The sequence below is a fragment of the Rahnella laticis genome (assembly GCF_015644585.1).
Classification (GTDB): Bacteria; Pseudomonadota; Gammaproteobacteria; order Enterobacterales; family Enterobacteriaceae; genus Rahnella; species Rahnella laticis.
Genome location: NZ_JADOBI010000018.1, coordinates 12,164 through 28,521, shown reverse-complemented (window position 1 = coordinate 28,521; position 16,358 = coordinate 12,164). Strand labels below are relative to the sequence as shown.

Below are 16,358 nucleotides of genomic sequence, written 5' to 3'. Positions count from 1 at the left end.
CTTCCCCGACCATTCCGGATGACAAAAAGAGCGGTTTGAGATAACGGGAAATTGTCTATTGGCGCGGACAATCGCATACTATATCGCCTGCAAATATATCGCCCACAAAGACCGCCACACGCGGCCTGGCAGGTGTAGTGCCCTTTCCGGTCATTTTGACCCGCAAACAAGGATTTTTGGCTATGTTCTCTTTTTTACGCATGAAGCGGACGCTGCTCGCCATCGGGCTGAGCGGCGTCTTAATGGGTCATGCGGTGGCTGCCTCGTCGCCACTTCCGGCGATGGGTGAAATCGCCAGTCAGCAAATTCGTCATATCGCGACCTATTTTCCGGGACGTATGGCAGGCAGCCCTGCTGAACTTATCGCGGCAGATTACCTGAATCAGCAATTCAATAAATTAGGCTATAAAAGCGATCTGCGCGGATTCGATACCCGCTATCTGTACACCAGCAACGACGGCAAAAAGAACTGGCAGAATATTCACGCCACGTCCGTTATTGCCGCACGGACCGGCGACGTGCCGCAGCAGATTATTGTGATGGCGCACTTTGATACTTATGTGCCGCAAAGCGACAGCGATACCAACCATAATCTCGGCGGCCTGACCTTGCAGGGCGTGGATGATAACGCCTCAGGCGTCGGTGTGATGCTTGAACTGGCCGAACGCATGCAGGCCATTCCCACGCATTACAGCCTGCGCTTTGTGGCGCTGAGTGCCGAAGAAACCGGTGCGAAAGGGGCAGAAGATTTTGTGAAGCGCATGAGCGCCGAAGAGAAGAAAAACACGCTGCTGGTGATCAACCTGAATTCACTGATTACCGGCGACAGGCTGTATTTCAACAGCGGCGTGAATACGTCGGCGGCGGTGGCAAAACTAACCCGCGTCCGCGCCATCAAGATTGCGCACAGTCTGGGGATCCCGGCGGAAAGCCATGACAATACGCATTGCTGCGACGGCATCGGCGCGCTGGATGAAGCGCGATTACCGCTGCTGAACGTGACCGCCACGAATTATGCATTAGGCAAGAAAGATGGCGAGCAGCAACGTGCCATCAGCAGCCACTTCCCGCTGGGCACAACACGCTATCAGAGCCAGTTCGATAACCTGCAATATCTCGATACCGCGCTGCCGGGCCGCATTGAAAAACGTTCGCGGGATACCGTGAAAGTGTTATTCCCGCTGCTCAGGGATCTGGCGAAACCGGCGAAACACGCCTGACGAACGAAAGAAAACGGACGCTTTTAGCGTCCGTTTTTTTCTCTGTCATTCGTGCAGGCCGCACTCTCTTTTCAGTCCAAAAAAGCGAGTGTCTTCTTCCTTCATCCCTTCTTCCCACTTTTTCGTGGTGTGGGTATCGCCGACGGAAAGATAGCCCTGGTCCCACAGCGGATGGTAGCTGAGGCCATGCTCTTTCAGGTACTGGAAGACCTGACGGTTATCCCAGTCAATGATCGGCAGGATTTTAAACACACCACGCTGAACCGCCAGCACCGGCAGATGCGCACGGCTGCCGGACTGTTCGCGCCGCAGACCGGCGAACCAGGTCTGCACACCGAGCGTTTGAATCGCACGATTCATCGGCTCAACTTTATTGATGTGATTGTACTTCTCGATGCCTTCGACGCCCTGCTCCCACAGTTTGCCGTAACGCGCTTCCTGCCAGGCAGGCGATTGCTCCGCGCGGAAGATCTGCAAGTTCAGGCCGAGCTGTTCGGTTAACGAATCAATGAACTGATAGGTTTCCGGGAACAGATAACCGGTATCCGTGAGGATCACCGGAATGTCCGGTTTCTGCTGCGTCACCAGATGCAGGCTCACAGCGGCCTGGATACCAAAGCTGGAAGACAACGCAAATTCACCGGGCATATTCTCCAGCGCCCACTGCACACGCTCCTGCGCAGACAGCTTTTCAAGGCTGACGTTAATTTCCGCCAGCGCCATGGCCTGTCCGGACTTCGGCATGTCGTTCAGTTCGGCCAGAGTTAGATTCAATGAACTCATGGTGCCTCCTGTCATTCGTAACGGTTAATCGTAGAAATCACGGGCCGGATCAAGCACCGGCCGGATGATCCCCGCGCGGATCACGTAATCACCAAAACCTTCACCGGTTTCGCGCTCTTTTGCCCAGCGCCCTACCAGTTCGTCGATGATCGTCAGGATCTCTGCGTCTGAAATATTTTCGCGGTACATCCGCGGAATGCGCGTCCCGGCGCGGTTACCGCCGAGGTGCAGGTTGTAACGGTTGAGGGCTTTGCCCACCAGGCCGATTTCCGCCAGAAGCGCGCGGCCACAGCCGTTCGGGCAGCCGGTCACGCGCAGAACGATGTGTTCATCACCCACGCCATGAGCGTGCATAATGCCTTCCACTTTGGTCACAAACTCCGGCAGGAAACGTTCGGCTTCCGCCATCGCCAGCGGACACGTCGGGTAAGACACGCAGGCCATTGAGTTTTTACGCTGCTCGGTCACGCCGTCGTCGATCAGGCCGTGATTACGCGCCAGCGTTTCGATCGCGTCTTTGTCTTTTTCGGCGACACCGGCCACGATCAGGTTCTGGTTAGCAGTTAGCCTGAAATCGCCTTTGTGGATCTTAGCAATTTCTGCCAGACCGGTTTTCAGCGGCTTGCCCGGATAATCCAGAATACGGCCATTTTCGATAAACAGGGTCAGGTGCCACTGTTTGTCGATGCCTTTCACCCAGCCAATACGATCGCCGCGGCCGGTGAATTCGTAAGGGCGGATTTCAGCGAACTGAATTCCCGCGCGCTTTTCCACTTCGGCTTTAAATACCGGCACGCCAACGCGTTCCAGCGTGTATTTCGTTTTGGCGTTTTTACGGTTGGTACGGTTACCCCAGTCCCGCTGCGTGGTCACCACGGCTTCGGCCACGGCCAGCGTTTTCTCCAGCGGGATAAAGCCCAGCTCGCTGGCGGTACGGGCGTAAGTCGCTTTATCGCCGTGTGCGATAGAAAGACCGCCGCCGACCAGTACGTTAAAACCGATCAGTTTGCCGTTATCCGCAATCGCCACGAAATTCAGATCGTTCGCATGAAGATCAACATCGTTTTGCGGCGGGATCACCACGGTGGTTTTGAATTTACGTGGCAGGTAAGTCGCGCCCAGAATCGGCTCTTCGTCGGTGGTTTCGACTTTTTCCTGATCCAGCCAGACTTCGGCGTAAGCACGGGTGCGCGGCAGCAGATGTTCGGAGAGCTTTTTCGCCCATTCATAGGCTTCGCGATGCAGCTCAGATTCCACCGGATTCGACGTACACAGGACGTTACGGTTAACGTCGTTGGCGGTCGCCAGCGCATCCAGACCGAGTTTATTCAGCAACTGATGCACCGGTTTTACGTTCGGTTTCAGAATGCCGTGGAACTGGAATGTCTGACGGTTAGTAATACGGATGCTGCCGTAGAGCGTGCTGTCTTCGGCAAATTTGTCGATGCCAAGCCATTGCGCAGGCGTCATCACTCCACCCGGCAGACGGCAACGTAGCATCATGGCGTGACGCGGCTCCAGCTTTTGCTCAGCACGTTCAGCACGAATATCGCGGTCGTCCTGCTGGTACATGCCGTGGAAACGGATCAACAGGAAATTGTCACCGTTGAAACCGCCGGTCAGGCCGTCTTTTAAATCATCGGCAATGGTGCCGCGCAGGAAATCACTTTCCTTTTTCAGGCGTTCGGCGTCGGCCAGAGGCGCATCGACAATCAGCGGACCGGGGCCGGGATTGAGTTCACTCCACAACTTTTTGCTCATAAGTTTTTACTCATCGCTCTAATTTTTATAAACGCCAGATCAGTAGACGTCACGCTGATAGCGGTGATCCAGGCGCAACTCGCTGAGATATTCGTCGGCGGTTTCCAGATCCATCACGCCATATTCGGCAATGATCTCCAGCAGCGCCTGCTCTACGTCTTTCGCCATACGGTTGGCGTCGCCGCAAACATAGACGTGCGCGCCTTCCTGCAGCCATTGCCAGACTTCAGCGCCGCTCTCGCGCAACTTGTCCTGTACGTAAACTTTTTCCGCCTGGTCACGCGACCACGCCAGACTGATGTTGGTCAGCAGGCCGTCTTTTACGTAGCGCTGCCATTCCACCTGATAAAGGAAATCGTCGGTGAAGTGCGGGTTGCCGAAGAATAGCCAGTTTTTGCCGCTGGCACCGTCGTTATCACGCTGCTGAATAAACGCGCGGAACGGCGCAATCCCGGTGCCCGGCCCGATCATAATGACTGGCGTTTCAGGATTAGCCGGCAGACGGAAGTTGTCGTTATGCTCAATGAAAACTTTCACTTCGCCGTCTTCTTCCAGACGGTCGGCCAGATAACCTGACGCGCCACCGGAACGCGGGCGGCCATCAATGTCATAACGCACAACGCCGACGGTGATATGCACTTCGGATTCGGTTTCGGCCTGCGATGAGGCAATCGAATACAGGCGCGGCGTCAGCGGACGCAGTAAATCCACCAGTTGCTGAGCGTCGAGTTCAGTCGGTGCGCGGCGCACCATGTCAACGAACGGCACGGTTTGCGCGTATTGCAAAAGCGCAGGTTTGTCGGCCAGCAACCCGGTCAGATGTTCGTCGCGGCAAAGCGCGGCGTATTTCTCAATGATTGGCGTGGTGTTTTGCGTCAGCTCGATATGATGCTGAAGGGCTTCAGACAGCGACAGTGATTTGCCGTTGATGCCGACCGTCTCATCGCCTTTCAGCCACAGCAGTTCCACGACTTCCTGCACCAGCTGCGGATCGTTTTCAAACCAGATCCCCAGCGCATCGCCCGGCTGGTAACGCAGACCAGAATCACCGAGATCGATTTCCAGATGACGCACGTCTTTATCTGAATCGCGGCCGGTGATTTTCTGGTTCACCGCCAGCGTCGCCGTCAGCGGTGCTTCTTTCGTATATGGGCTGCTGTCGACCTGATTCACACTGCCCGCCAGCGTCGGCGCGGCTTGCGCGGAAGTGTCAGCTGGCACGCGCTGTTTCAGCACTTCAACAATGCGCTTGCGCCATTCGGCGGCAACCTCTTTATATTCAACGTCCGCATCCACACGGTCTGTCAGACGCTCCGCGCCCAGTTCGCCCAAACGCGTATCGAAGTCTTTACCCGCCTGGCAGAAGAACTCATAAGAGGTATCGCCAAGCGCGAACACCGCAAAGGCCGTGTCCGTGAATTTCGGGGCTTTTTTGGATTGCAGGAATTTATGCAACGCGACGGCTTCTTCCGCCTGCTCACCTTCGCCCTGCGTCGACGCCACAATCAGCAGCAGTTTTTCCTGAGCGATTTGCTTGAATTTGTAATCACCGGCATTCACCAGATTCACATTCAGTTTTGCTGCAATCAGGTCATCACGTAACTGTTCGGCCACACGGCGGGCATTACCGGTTTGCGAGGCAGAAATCAGGGTAATGGATGCGGCTGCCTGCACTGGTGCCGGCGTGGTGACAGCGCCCGGTTGCTGGTTAACCATCCCCCAGAAATAACCGGAAAGCCAGGCCATCTGAGTCGGTGAATAATCACTCGTTGCCGATTGAAGTCGTGCCAGTTGCTCGGGGGTCAGCGGGAGCAGTGAAATTGGAGGAGCCTGAGTCGTCATCGCAGTACGAATTCCCTTATGCATAAGCCAGTCATCAATCCGGCCTTCAGCGGCTTTCAGGGGATACCTACGCGCGGAAAAGACCTTCAGAAAGTGTAAGGTTAACGAGCCGGATAATAACAATTAAAGAAGTGATGGAAATAATAAATAACCAAAATGACTAAGAGGATTTAGCGGTAAGTTCTATCTGAAAAAGTGGTAAAGGGAGTTTTTTATCGTACTGAAATCGCTATAAAATTTCCCACACAGTTCGCGGGCATTTTCAAAGTGACGGAAAGTAAAAGAAAAACCCCGCCGGAGCGGGGTGATGAAATTTTTTCAGGACACGGCATTTACGCTCAAGTCTCAGAGATGGAAGGCGTTGTGCTGCTCGAACCACGCAAACTGACCAGCGGCAAAGACCGACATTTTACTGCCGCTGTGGCCGATGTCAGACAGGTCCATAAAGTGCCAGTTGAACGGCGTGTTGTTCTGTTCGGCACGCTGCTGGGATGTGGTGAAATAGCTTTCTGCACGTTCCAGCCGGTTAGTCCCCTGCGCCATCGCCTGTTTGGATTTACGCAGCAGATGATTTTCCGGATCGTCATCTTCAGCGCCCACGGCAATCAGCACCGGTTTCGCAAAATAATCATTGAGCTGTTGCTGGTTTACCGCCACCGGCGCTTCACGCAAACCATACGGCCAGCGCTGATCGGTGTCCGGCAATGTCCACCAGCCTGCCGCCGCGCAGACGGCAGCTTTGACATTCGGCTCAGGCAATAACGTCAGCATGCGGTGAACGAACTGGCAGCCCGCGCTGTTCCCGAACAGATAGTATTGCTTCTGGCCGGTCACGCCCTGCTTTTGCAACGTCGTAAACAGATTATCGACCATGCTGAACGCCCACTGAGATTTTGGCAGACGGCGGTGCGTTTTGCTGTCCACCAGATTTCCGAGGTTATACCCCGCCGCGCCCGGGAATTCCTGTTCGCTGAAATGCGGCACGATGACGCGCAAATGGTACTGATCCGCGACGGTTATCCAGTCATTACGGTAGGTTGAAGCATTGCGGTCAACGCCGGTCATGACCATCACTACCGGCGTATTTTCATCAGCCCCTGCTGGCTGGTAGGTGAAGACTTCCAGCATCTTTTTACTCTGAGCCAGAGGAACATGCATGACCCCGGCACCCGGCGGGAATATCAGCGGAGCTTTGGGCATTGCCGTTTTGGCGACCGGTGGCACTTTTGCCGCAGGCTGAACGGTTTTAGCCGCGGCGGGCGCGGCTTCCTGTGCGGGAGCCGTGGTTTCTGCCTGCACGCTGGCAGAGAACAACAGCGCCAGAACAGCGCAACGAAGCACAGTAATCATTCACTATCTCAACAGGTTAGTTTCTACCGGCTCACTGTAAGCCAGCAATGCGGGCGGAGTAAAGAGAGTAAAAGTCAGGATTTGGTGAAGAAAAGCGCAGTTAAGTCATGGCACGTAAGCCGGTATTCCGGTACTATGCCGCGTTTTTTCGAGCAACGAGACAGCCTCATGACCACCACATTATTTAAAGATTTTCAGTTCGAAGCCGCACACCATTTACCGCACGTCCCTGCCGGCCATAAATGCGGCCGGTTGCATGGCCACTCTTTTACCGTTCGTATAGAAATCACCGGTGAAGTGGATCCGCACACAGGCTGGGTAATGGATTTCGCCGATCTGAAAGCTGCATTCAACCCGACGCTGGACCGCCTCGATCATTATAATCTGAATGATATTCCGGGCCTGGAAAACCCAACCAGCGAAGTGCTGGCGGAATGGATCTGGAATGAGATGAAGCCGAAACTACCTTTGCTTTCCGCCGTGCGCGTGAAAGAAACTTGCACAGCGGGTTGCGTCTATAAAGGCTGAACTATCCCATCCGATCCCCAAAATCATTCGTGTTGCATCAAGGCGGCAAACGAATGATCCCCGGGAGCTTACATCAGTAAGTGACCGGGGTGAATAAGAGCAGCCAACGCAGAGGCAGCGCGAAGGATGCAGGGGATCAGGCGATATTTAAGTATTTATGGGTTTGCATCGACAGCCGCCAGTTCTTTGCAATGCAGGTCGCAATGCAAAGTTTGGTGGCTTCTTCTTTTTGGCTGATAGGCTGCAACGCGATAATGCGTGATTTGCTGTCGGTCAGCGTTTCCAGCAACGCTTCCAGTGCGTCGATATCACGCTGACGCGCCACCGGATGTTTCACTTCATCAGCACGTTTCAGCGCCTGCGGCAGAATGTCGTACCCGCCACGCATATTCACTTTAGGTGAAACGGTGACCCAGGTATTCACTGAACAACGCACTTCATGCGTGCCGCTGGTTTCAATCTGACAACTGAAGCCGTTTTTCTCGAGCAAAGAGGTCAGCTCGGTCAGGTCATAAATACACGGCTCACCGCCGGTAATCACCACGTGACGGGCGGTGTAACCCTGTTGTCCGATGACGTCCAGCAACTGTTCTGACGTCGCGTTACCCCAGGCATCACTCTCTTCGGTTTTGACCAGAATGCGCTGCATATCGACTTCCCGATCGGCAATTTTATCCCAGGTGTGTTTGGTGTCGCACCAGCTGCAACCCACCGGGCAGCCTTGCAGGCGCACAAAAATCGCCGGCACGCCGGTAAAATAACCTTCCCCTTGCAGGGTTTCGAACATCTCATTAATCGGGTACTGCATCGTTTTCTCAGTCATCTCTAAAAAATCAGCGCGCATTATCACAGATAAGACGGGTGAGGCCAAACTTGTGCTGTAAATGAGTATGGCAGATTTGCCCGTTGCTATCTTTCAGGTATAAAAAAACCCGCCGGAGCGGGTTTTTAAGAAAGCGTTACGGGGCAGTAATTACTGACCTTTAACTTCTTTCAGACCGTTGAACGGAGCAGGAGTACCCTGTGCCGCCAGCGCTTCTTCGATACGGATCAGCTGGTTGTATTTAGCAACACGGTCAGAACGGCTCATAGAACCGGTTTTGATCTGGCCAGCAGCAGTACCGACCGCCAGGTCAGCGATGGTTGCATCTTCAGTTTCGCCTGAACGGTGAGAGATAACGGCAGTGTAGCCAGCATCTTTAGCCATTTTGATCGCAGCCAGAGTTTCGGTCAGTGAACCGATCTGGTTGAATTTGATCAGGATGGAGTTAACGATACCTTTGTCGATACCTTCTTTCAGGATCTTGGTGTTGGTTACGAACAGATCGTCACCAACCAGCTGGATTTTGTCGCCCAGAACTTTAGTCTGGTAAGCGAAGCCAGCCCAGTCAGATTCGTCCAGACCGTCTTCGATAGAAACGATTGGGTACTGTTTGGTCAGGTCTTCCAGGAAGTGAGTGAACTCTTCAGAAGTGAAAGCTTTGTTGCCTTCGCCAGCCAGAACGTATTTACCGTCTTTGTAGAATTCAGATGCTGCACAGTCCATCGCCAGGGTGATGTCTTTACCCAGCTCGTAGCCTGCTGCTTTCACTGCTTCTGCGATAACAGCCAGAGCTTCTGCGTTAGAACCCAGGTTTGGCGCGTAGCCACCTTCGTCACCAACAGCAGTACCCATGCCTTTAGATTTCAGAACTTTAGCCAGGGTGTGGAAAACTTCAGAACCCATACGGATGGCTTCTTTCAGAGTTTTCGCGCCAACAGGCTGAATCATGAACTCTTGAATATCAACGTTGTTATCAGCGTGTTCGCCGCCGTTGATGATGTTCATCATAGGCAGTGGCATAGAGTATTTGCCTGGGGTGCCGTTCAGTTCTGCGATGTGAGCGTACAGTGGCAGACCTTTAGAAGCAGCAGCCGCTTTAGCAGCAGCCAGGGAAACAGCCAGAATCGCGTTAGCACCGAAGTTAGATTTGTTTTCGGTACCGTCCAGGTCGATCATGATTTTATCGATGTTAGCCTGGTCTTTCGCGTCTTTGCCCAATACAGCCTGAGCAATTGGACCGTTAACAGCAGCAACGGCTTTCAGAACGCCTTTGCCCAGGAAACGGGATTTGTCACCGTCACGCAGTTCCAGCGCTTCGCGGGAACCGGTAGAAGCACCTGATGGCGCAGCAGCCAGACCAACAAAACCACCTTCCAGATGAACTTCAGCTTCTACAGTCGGGTTACCACGTGAATCGATGATTTCGCGACCGATGACTTTAACGATTTTGGACATTAGGATTTCCTCAGTACAAGTTAACTAAAGCTTCAGACAAACGACGCATCTGCGACACGTCGTTTCCCCTGTATTTTATTTTACCTGACGCTTCTGATACTCACCGGCAGCCTTCACGAAGCCTGCAAACAACGGATGACCATCACGCGGCGTAGACGTAAATTCTGGATGGAACTGGCAAGCAACAAACCACGGATGGTTTGGCAGCTCGATAATTTCCACCAGTTGCTTATCGCCAGAGCGACCGGCTACGCGTAAACCTGCGGCTTCGATTTGTTTCAGCAGCATATTGTTCACTTCGTAACGGTGACGATGGCGTTCAACTATTGTCGGCTCGCCGTACATCTCGCGAACCAGGCTACCCTCGTTCAGGTGACATTGCTGACCACCTACACGCATGGTTCCGCCTAAATCACTGTCTTCGGAACGTACTTCGACGTTACCTTCTTCATCGCGCCATTCAGTGATGAGGGCGACTACCGGGAACTTACAGTCTGGCACAAATTCCGTTGAGTTGGCGTTATCCATACCCGCAACGTTACGGGCAAACTCAATCAACGCAACCTGCATACCCAGACAAATACCCAGATAAGGAATGTTGTTTTCACGCGCATAACGGGCTGTCGCGACTTTCCCTTCCACACCACGGTAACCGAAGCCACCCGGGATTAGGATTGCGTCCAGGCCTTTCAGCACTTCGACGCCACGGGTTTCGACATCCTGTGAATCGATAAGTTTAATGTTCACGGTCAGACGATTTTTCAGGCCACCGTGTTTGAGCGCTTCAATCACAGACTTATAAGCGTCTGGCAGCTCAATGTACTTACCGACCATACCGATGGTGACTTCACCGCCCGGATTAGCTTCTTCGTAAACAACCTGTTCCCACTCGGACAGATTGGCTTCCGGCGCGTTGATGCTGAAACGTTTACAAATATAGTCGTCCAGCCCCTGAGATTTCAATAGGGCCGGGATTTTATAAATGGAATCAACATCTTTAAGGGAGATAACCGCTTTTTCCGGCACATTACAGAACAGCGCGATTTTTGCACGTTCGTTGGCAGGAACAGCGCGGTCAGAACGGCAGATCAGCACGTCTGGCTGTATACCGATAGACAGCAGTTCTTTAACAGAATGCTGAGTCGGTTTTGTTTTCACTTCACCGGCAGCGGCCATGTACGGCACCAGCGTCAGGTGCATGTACAGCGTATGTTCACGGCCCACTTCAACCGCCATCTGACGAATCGCTTCCAGGAATGGCAGGGATTCGATATCACCGACAGTACCGCCAATTTCAACCAGCACGACATCGTGGCCTTCGCCGCCTTCAATGATGCGTTCTTTGATGTTGTTGGTAATGTGCGGGATAACCTGAATGGTCGCGCCGAGATAATCGCCGCGGCGCTCTTTGCGCAGCACGTCAGAATAGATACGGCCAGTGGTGAAGTTATTGCGGCGGGTCATCTTGGTGCGGATGAAACGCTCATAGTGACCCAGATCGAGATCGGTTTCAGCGCCATCTTCGGTAACGAAGACTTCGCCGTGTTGAGTTGGGCTCATCGTACCCGGATCCACGTTGATATACGGGTCCAGTTTCATGATGGTCACGTTGAGGCCACGGGCTTCGAGAATAGCCGCCAGAGAGGCTGCGGCAATGCCTTTACCCAGAGAGGATACGACCCCGCCGGTCACAAAAATATAATTAGTTGTCATGCTGAACCTGAGAGGTTAGGTTTAAAGATGATGGAATAACCAAGACGGGAAAACAGTATACCGGAACCTTGTGTGCGCCACAAATAATCGTTTTGCTGTCCATCATCGTTTCCTTGCCGTCAGTTCAGAAGGGTTTTGCCTTTCAGCCCTTCCCTCTCAATCTTTCAAAAACAAACAGTTAGCTGATAAAACGTGCATTACTGTTCGCATAACTCACTAAAACATCTTAGATTTCAATTTGTTGGACTTTAATGCTCGCAGATCAGCGTTTTAGCCCCTGAACGACACTGAGCTTAACCGTTTCAGCATCTTCAGATCTTGTCGCCGATCAAAGTCGCATTCGCCGATCTCAGCCTTCCTGCTTTTTCACCTGCTGCCAGGCAGCTTCCATCTGTTCGAGCGTGGCGTCTTCCATATTTAACCCTTTGCTGCGAATAATCTCCTCAACCTGCCGGAAGCGGCGCTCAAACTTGCGGTTAGCGGCCTGCAATGCATCTTCCGCTTTATGGCCGAGATGACGTGAAAGATTAACGGTCGCGAACAGCAGATCGCCAATTTCCTCACCGAGTTTTTCTTCATCGATGACCGCCTGACGCGCTTCGAACATGACTTCGTCAATTTCTTCATAGACTTTGTCGAGCACCGGCCCGAGCGTCGTCCAGTCAAAACCGACGTTCGAACAGCGTTTCTGAATTTTATGCGCCTTCATCAGCGCGGGCAGCGCAGAAGGAATATCATCGAGCGCGGAATGCAGCGATTTATCCGCACGCTCAAGCGCCTTGCGCGCTTCCCACTTCACCAGCACGTCTTTGCTGCTGGCGTCTTCCGACCACGCCGCTTCATCACCAAAAATTTGCGGATGGCGGCGCTCCAGTTTGTCGGCAATTGCATTGCAGATATCGTCGAATTCAAACAACCCCTGCTCGCTGCCCATCTGGGCATAGAACACCACCTGAAACAGCAGGTCACCCAGTTCGTCACGCACATCGGCGTAATCTTTGCGGGCAATCGCGTCCAGTACTTCGTAGGTTTCTTCCAGCGTATACGGCGCGATGGTCTCAAAAGTCTGCTCTTTGTCCCAGGGACAACCGGCTTGCGGGTCGCGCAGAGTTTTCATGATGGTGAGCAAACGTTGCAAAGGAGTTTCAGTCATAGCGCCTGTCCGTTTTTTAAAATTTTTTCTGGCGGAATAAAAATAGAAAAGGCCCGACTGGCGGGCCTTCAGATAACAATAATCAACTGCCGTGCAGTCGCTTCGCTTCAATAACGTCCGGAAGCTGATTCAGTTTGGCTATTACGCGCCCCAGAACCTGAGGGTTGTAGATCTCGATATCCATATCGATGGTGGCCAGTTGCTGTTTGGTATCACTGCGGCTGGCAACGCCCAGTACGTTCACTTTTTCGTTGGCCAGAATGGTCGTGATATCACGCAGCAGCCCGCTGCGGTCGTTCGCGACGACACGCACCACCAGCGAATAGCCGCTGGAATAGCTTTCGCCCCACACGGCGTCCACCACACGTTCCGGCGCATTCGAGCGCAAATCTTCCAGCTGATCACAATCGGCGCGGTGGATGGAAATCCCGCGCCCCTGCGTGATGTAGCCGACGATTTCATCGCCCGGAATTGGCTGGCAACAACGCGCAATGTGGTGCATCAGATTGCCCACGCCTTCGACCACGACGCGGCCATTGTCTTTGCTGCGCGCCGGCGGCGGTGTGGTTTTCTGCGTCAGCTGGCGCAGCGCTTCTTTATCCAGTTCTTCCGCGCTCGGCTTTTTCAGCTGCGATTGCAGGAAGTTAACCATCTGGTTGATGCGGATATCGCCGTTACCGATCGCGGCCAGAACCTCGTCGAGCGAGTTCACGTTGTAGCGCGGCAGCAGCAGTTTCTCGGCATCTTTAATGCTGATATCCAGCCGGTCCAGCTCATCGTCGAGGATCTGCTTACCGGCAATGATGTTCTTATCGCGATCCTGCTTACGGAACCAGTTCTGGATTTTAGAACGCCCGCGGCTGGTAGTGACATAACCGAGGCTCGGGTTCAGCCAGTCGCGGCTTGGGTTCGCATGCTTCTGGGTGATGATTTCAATCTGATCCCCCATCTGCAACTGATAGGTGAACGGCACGATGCGCCCGCCAATTTTGGCACCGATACAACGGTGACCGACATCGCTGTGGATGTGGTAAGCAAAATCGAGCGGCGTTGAGCCCATCGGCAGGTCGATAACGTCGCCTTTTGGCGTAAACACGTAAACGCGATCGTCGAAGACCTGGCTGCGGACTTCGTCGAGCATTTCGCCCGAATCGGCCATTTCTTCCTGCCACGCGATCAGTTTACGCAGCCATGCAATACGGCCTTCGTAGCCCCCGCTGCGGCCACCGACCACGGCGGTACCTTCTTTGTATTTCCAGTGCGCGGCGACGCCCAGCTCGGCGTCTTCGTGCATCTGACGGGTACGGATCTGCACTTCCAGCGTTTTACCGCGCGGGCCCAAAACCACGGTATGAATCGACTGATAACCGTTTGGTTTCGGGTTGGCCACGTAGTCGTCAAACTCGTCCGGCAGATGGCGGAAATGCGTGTGCACAATCCCTAATGCGGCGTAACAATCCTGCAAGCGTTCCACCACGATACGCACGGCGCGCACGTCGAAAAGCTCGTCAAAGGACAGGGATTTTTTCTGCATCTTGCGCCAGATGCTGTAGATATGTTTCGGACGGCCATAGACATCAACTTTGATGCCTTCTTCCAGCATGGCGTTTTTTACCGTCGACACGAAATCGTCGATGTACTGCTCGCGGTCGATACGGCGCTCATGCAGCAGTTTGGCAATGCGTTTGTATTCGTCGGGATGCAGATAGCGGAAGCAGAAATCTTCCAGCTCCCATTTGAGCTGGCCGATACCCAGGCGGTTCGCCAGCGGCGCATAGATATTGGTACATTCTTTTGCGGCCAGAACGCGCTCTTCTTCCGGCGCGTCTTTGACTTCACGCAGATGCGCGATACGTTCGGCGAGCTTGAGCACCACGCAGCGGAAATCTTCCACCATCGCCAGCAGCATGCGGCGGACGTTATCCACCTGCTCGGAACCCATTGAATCGTTTTGTGTGGCTTTCAGCTGGCGGATGGCGTCCATATCACGAACACCGTGAACCAGATCCGTGATGCCTTTGCCGAATTGCTGCGTGAGAGTTTCTTCGTCGATGATGCCGTCATCGACCAGCGGGAACAGCAGCGCGGCGCGCATACTGTCGTTATCCATGCTGAGGGTCGAGAGGATTTCAACCATTTCCAGACCGCGCCACAGCAGAAGCGACGCGTCAGGATGGCCCTGCGTTTGTTGTTCGCAGTAGCGCCAGGTTTCGGCTAAACGCTCACATGATTGCTGGCTGGACAGCCCTAAACTGTTGATCCAGTCGTCGAGCGCAAACTCGCCAGCCGTATTCAGATGTGCACTTCTTACCGCAACCATACCCTCTCCCTACGTTTCTGATACAACGCCTGTATCAGACGGGTTGATAAACAGAGCCATCGATTCAAGGTGCCCGGTGTGCGGGAACATATCCAGCATGCGAACCTGAGCTAAGCGATAACCCGCCTCCAACAAAATTTTACTGTCCCGGGCCAAAGTCGTGGGATTACAGGACACATACACCACGCGCCTCGGGGCAAGCTTAATAATATGCGTCATTACGCCAGCAGCGCCGCCCCGGGCCGGATCCAGCAGGACTTTCGTGAAGCCTTGCGCCGCCCAGGGTTGTTTACTGACATCGTCTTCCAGATTTTCGTGGAAGAACGACACATTATCTAATCCATTATTCCGGGCATTATCTTGCCCATTCGCCACCAGTGTAGCAACACCTTCGACGCCGACAACCTGCTTCGCTCTTTTTGCCAGCGGCAGGGTGAAATTTCCCATCCCGCAAAACAAATCCAGCACGCGATCTTCGGGTGTCAGCGCCAGCCATTCCAGCGCCTGCGCCACCATTTGCTTATTTACGGCGTCATTAACCTGAATGAAGTCGCGCGGGCCGAATTTCAGATTCAGGCCATCGATGTGGTAATACGGCGTCTCGCCGCACAATAGTTCCAGCGACTCGCTGTCCGCCGCCAGAAAAAGGGTTATCTGATGTCGGGCACCGAAAGCCATCAGGCGCGCGCGATCGGCCTCGCTGAGCGGATCCAGATGACGCAGCACCATCACCGCGCCGTTATCGGCCAGCACCAGTTCCAGATGCCCTAAACGTTTTACCGCCGACAACGATGCCAGGCATTCCTGCACCGGCACCAGCAGAGTTTCCAGCTCCGGGCGCAGCACCGGGCAACGCGTAATGGCGACCAGATCGTTCGACCCTTCCTGACGGAACCCCATCACCAGCGGGCCGTTTGCAGAACCCGGTTTACGGCCAGGTTTAACGCCCGCGATTTGTAATCCCAGCCGCGCACGACGGCGGTAGCCATATTGCGGCCCGGCAATCACCAGCTGTTCCTGCGCCTGCACGCCGGTTTCGCGGGAGATCAGGCGCAACAGTGACGCCGCTTTACTGCGCTGTTGCAGCGCCTCGCTGGCGTGCTGCTGCTGACACCCTCCGCACGTCGAATAATGCGGGCACTGCGGTTTTACGCGCTCTTCACTGGTATTCAGCAAACGTTTCAGACGCCCTTTGGCGTACTTGCTTTTATCTTCTGTTAAAGTGACTTCCGCCTGTTCGTCAGGCAGTAAACCACTGACAAATACGGCTTTGCCGTTGTGACGCGCAACCCCCTGCCCGAAAGCATCAAGGTCGGTGGCGGTCACAGTTATCGTTTGCCGGGTCGTCACGCGGCGGTTCGGAGAGTAGAATTGAGCCATTATTGTCGATTGCACGCTGGTTTATTAAGC

At 53.9% G+C, this 16,358-nt stretch carries 12 protein-coding genes; 2 read left to right on the top strand and 10 right to left on the bottom strand.

The features are described from left to right. Nucleotides 1-182 precede the first annotated feature (182 nt). A complete protein-coding gene (locus tag IV433_RS24820) occupies nucleotides 183-1,220 on the top strand; it encodes an aminopeptidase (RefSeq protein ID WP_195816439.1) in 1,038 nt (345 codons plus the stop codon). Between the two features lie 45 nt (nucleotides 1,221-1,265). On the opposite strand, the gene IV433_RS24815 is transcribed toward IV433_RS24820, so the two are convergent. The 4 genes from IV433_RS24815 to IV433_RS24800 all read right to left on the bottom strand — a co-directional run bounded on the left by IV433_RS24815 (nucleotide 1,266) and on the right by IV433_RS24800 (nucleotide 6,956). Continuing rightward, entirely contained in the window at nucleotides 1,266-2,003 is a 738-nt protein-coding gene (locus tag IV433_RS24815) for a phosphoadenylyl-sulfate reductase (RefSeq protein ID WP_104924446.1), read from the bottom strand. A 24-nt stretch (nucleotides 2,004-2,027) separates the two neighbouring features. Further along, entirely contained in the window at nucleotides 2,028-3,764 is a 1,737-nt protein-coding gene (gene cysI, locus IV433_RS24810) for an assimilatory sulfite reductase (NADPH) hemoprotein subunit (RefSeq protein WP_195816438.1), read from the bottom strand. Nucleotides 3,765-3,803: 39 nt separating this feature from the next. Then, entirely contained in the window at nucleotides 3,804-5,606 is a 1,803-nt protein-coding gene (gene cysJ / locus IV433_RS24805) for an NADPH-dependent assimilatory sulfite reductase flavoprotein subunit (protein ID WP_195816489.1), read from the bottom strand. 345 nt (nucleotides 5,607-5,951) lie between these two features. After that, nucleotides 5,952-6,956, bottom strand: coding sequence for a hypothetical protein (locus tag IV433_RS24800; protein ID WP_195816437.1), 1,005 nt, complete (start codon nucleotides 6,954-6,956; stop codon nucleotides 5,952-5,954). Between the two features lie 168 nt (nucleotides 6,957-7,124). Here IV433_RS24800 and queD point away from each other — a divergent pair, with 168 nt between their 5' ends. Beyond that, complete coding sequence (queD, locus tag IV433_RS24795; RefSeq protein ID WP_120134241.1) at nucleotides 7,125-7,484, top strand: 6-carboxytetrahydropterin synthase QueD; 360 nt, start codon at nucleotides 7,125-7,127, stop codon at nucleotides 7,482-7,484. 136 nt (nucleotides 7,485-7,620) lie between these two features. Here queD and queE read toward each other — a convergent pair whose 3' ends face one another. The 6 genes from queE to rlmD all read right to left on the bottom strand — a co-directional run bounded on the left by queE (nucleotide 7,621) and on the right by rlmD (nucleotide 16,328). Next, complete coding sequence (gene queE, locus IV433_RS24790; protein WP_195816488.1) at nucleotides 7,621-8,292, bottom strand: 7-carboxy-7-deazaguanine synthase QueE; 672 nt, start codon at nucleotides 8,290-8,292, stop codon at nucleotides 7,621-7,623. A gap of 165 nt (nucleotides 8,293-8,457) precedes the next feature. After that, nucleotides 8,458-9,762: a phosphopyruvate hydratase gene (gene eno, locus IV433_RS24785; RefSeq protein ID WP_101078452.1), complete on the bottom strand. Its 1,305-nt coding sequence runs from the start codon at nucleotides 9,760-9,762 to the stop codon at nucleotides 8,458-8,460. Between the two features lie 75 nt (nucleotides 9,763-9,837). After that, a complete protein-coding gene (pyrG, locus tag IV433_RS24780) occupies nucleotides 9,838-11,475 on the bottom strand; it encodes a glutamine hydrolyzing CTP synthase (protein WP_152324024.1) in 1,638 nt (545 codons plus the stop codon). A 349-nt stretch (nucleotides 11,476-11,824) separates the two neighbouring features. After that, the gene (gene mazG / locus IV433_RS24775) at nucleotides 11,825-12,628 is read right to left on the bottom strand and encodes a nucleoside triphosphate pyrophosphohydrolase (RefSeq protein WP_195816436.1); all 804 of its coding nucleotides are present in this window, start codon (nucleotides 12,626-12,628) and stop codon (nucleotides 11,825-11,827) included. Between the two features lie 82 nt (nucleotides 12,629-12,710). Then, nucleotides 12,711-14,948 (bottom strand): GTP diphosphokinase, encoded by a 2,238-nt coding sequence (gene relA, locus IV433_RS24770; RefSeq protein ID WP_195816435.1) that lies wholly within the window; start codon nucleotides 14,946-14,948, stop codon nucleotides 12,711-12,713. Nucleotides 14,949-14,957: 9 nt separating this feature from the next. Then, nucleotides 14,958-16,328: a 23S rRNA (uracil(1939)-C(5))-methyltransferase RlmD gene (gene rlmD / locus IV433_RS24765; RefSeq protein WP_195816434.1), complete on the bottom strand. Its 1,371-nt coding sequence runs from the start codon at nucleotides 16,326-16,328 to the stop codon at nucleotides 14,958-14,960. Nucleotides 16,329-16,358 lie beyond the last annotated feature (30 nt).

Excerpts from the sequence above, each read along its gene's own strand:
- IV433_RS24820 (WP_195816439.1), top strand. The coding sequence starts at position 183 with ATGTTCTCTTTTTTACGCATGAAGCGGACGCTGCTCGCCATCGGGCTG.
- IV433_RS24815 (WP_104924446.1), bottom strand. The coding sequence starts at position 2,003 with ATGAGTTCATTGAATCTAACTCTGGCCGAACTGAACGACATGCCGAAG.
- cysI (WP_195816438.1), bottom strand. The coding sequence starts at position 3,764 with ATGAGCAAAAAGTTGTGGAGTGAACTCAATCCCGGCCCCGGTCCGCTG.
- cysJ (WP_195816489.1), bottom strand. The coding sequence starts at position 5,606 with ATGACGACTCAGGCTCCTCCAATTTCACTGCTCCCGCTGACCCCCGAG.
- IV433_RS24800 (WP_195816437.1), bottom strand. The coding sequence starts at position 6,956 with ATGATTACTGTGCTTCGTTGCGCTGTTCTGGCGCTGTTGTTCTCTGCC.
- queD (WP_120134241.1), top strand. The coding sequence starts at position 7,125 with ATGACCACCACATTATTTAAAGATTTTCAGTTCGAAGCCGCACACCAT.
- queE (WP_195816488.1), bottom strand. The coding sequence starts at position 8,292 with ATGCAGTACCCGATTAATGAGATGTTCGAAACCCTGCAAGGGGAAGGT.
- eno (WP_101078452.1), bottom strand. The coding sequence starts at position 9,762 with ATGTCCAAAATCGTTAAAGTCATCGGTCGCGAAATCATCGATTCACGT.
- pyrG (WP_152324024.1), bottom strand. The coding sequence starts at position 11,475 with ATGACAACTAATTATATTTTTGTGACCGGCGGGGTCGTATCCTCTCTG.
- mazG (WP_195816436.1), bottom strand. The coding sequence starts at position 12,628 with ATGACTGAAACTCCTTTGCAACGTTTGCTCACCATCATGAAAACTCTG.
- relA (WP_195816435.1), bottom strand. The coding sequence starts at position 14,948 with ATGGTTGCGGTAAGAAGTGCACATCTGAATACGGCTGGCGAGTTTGCG.
- rlmD (WP_195816434.1), bottom strand. The coding sequence starts at position 16,328 with ATGGCTCAATTCTACTCTCCGAACCGCCGCGTGACGACCCGGCAAACG.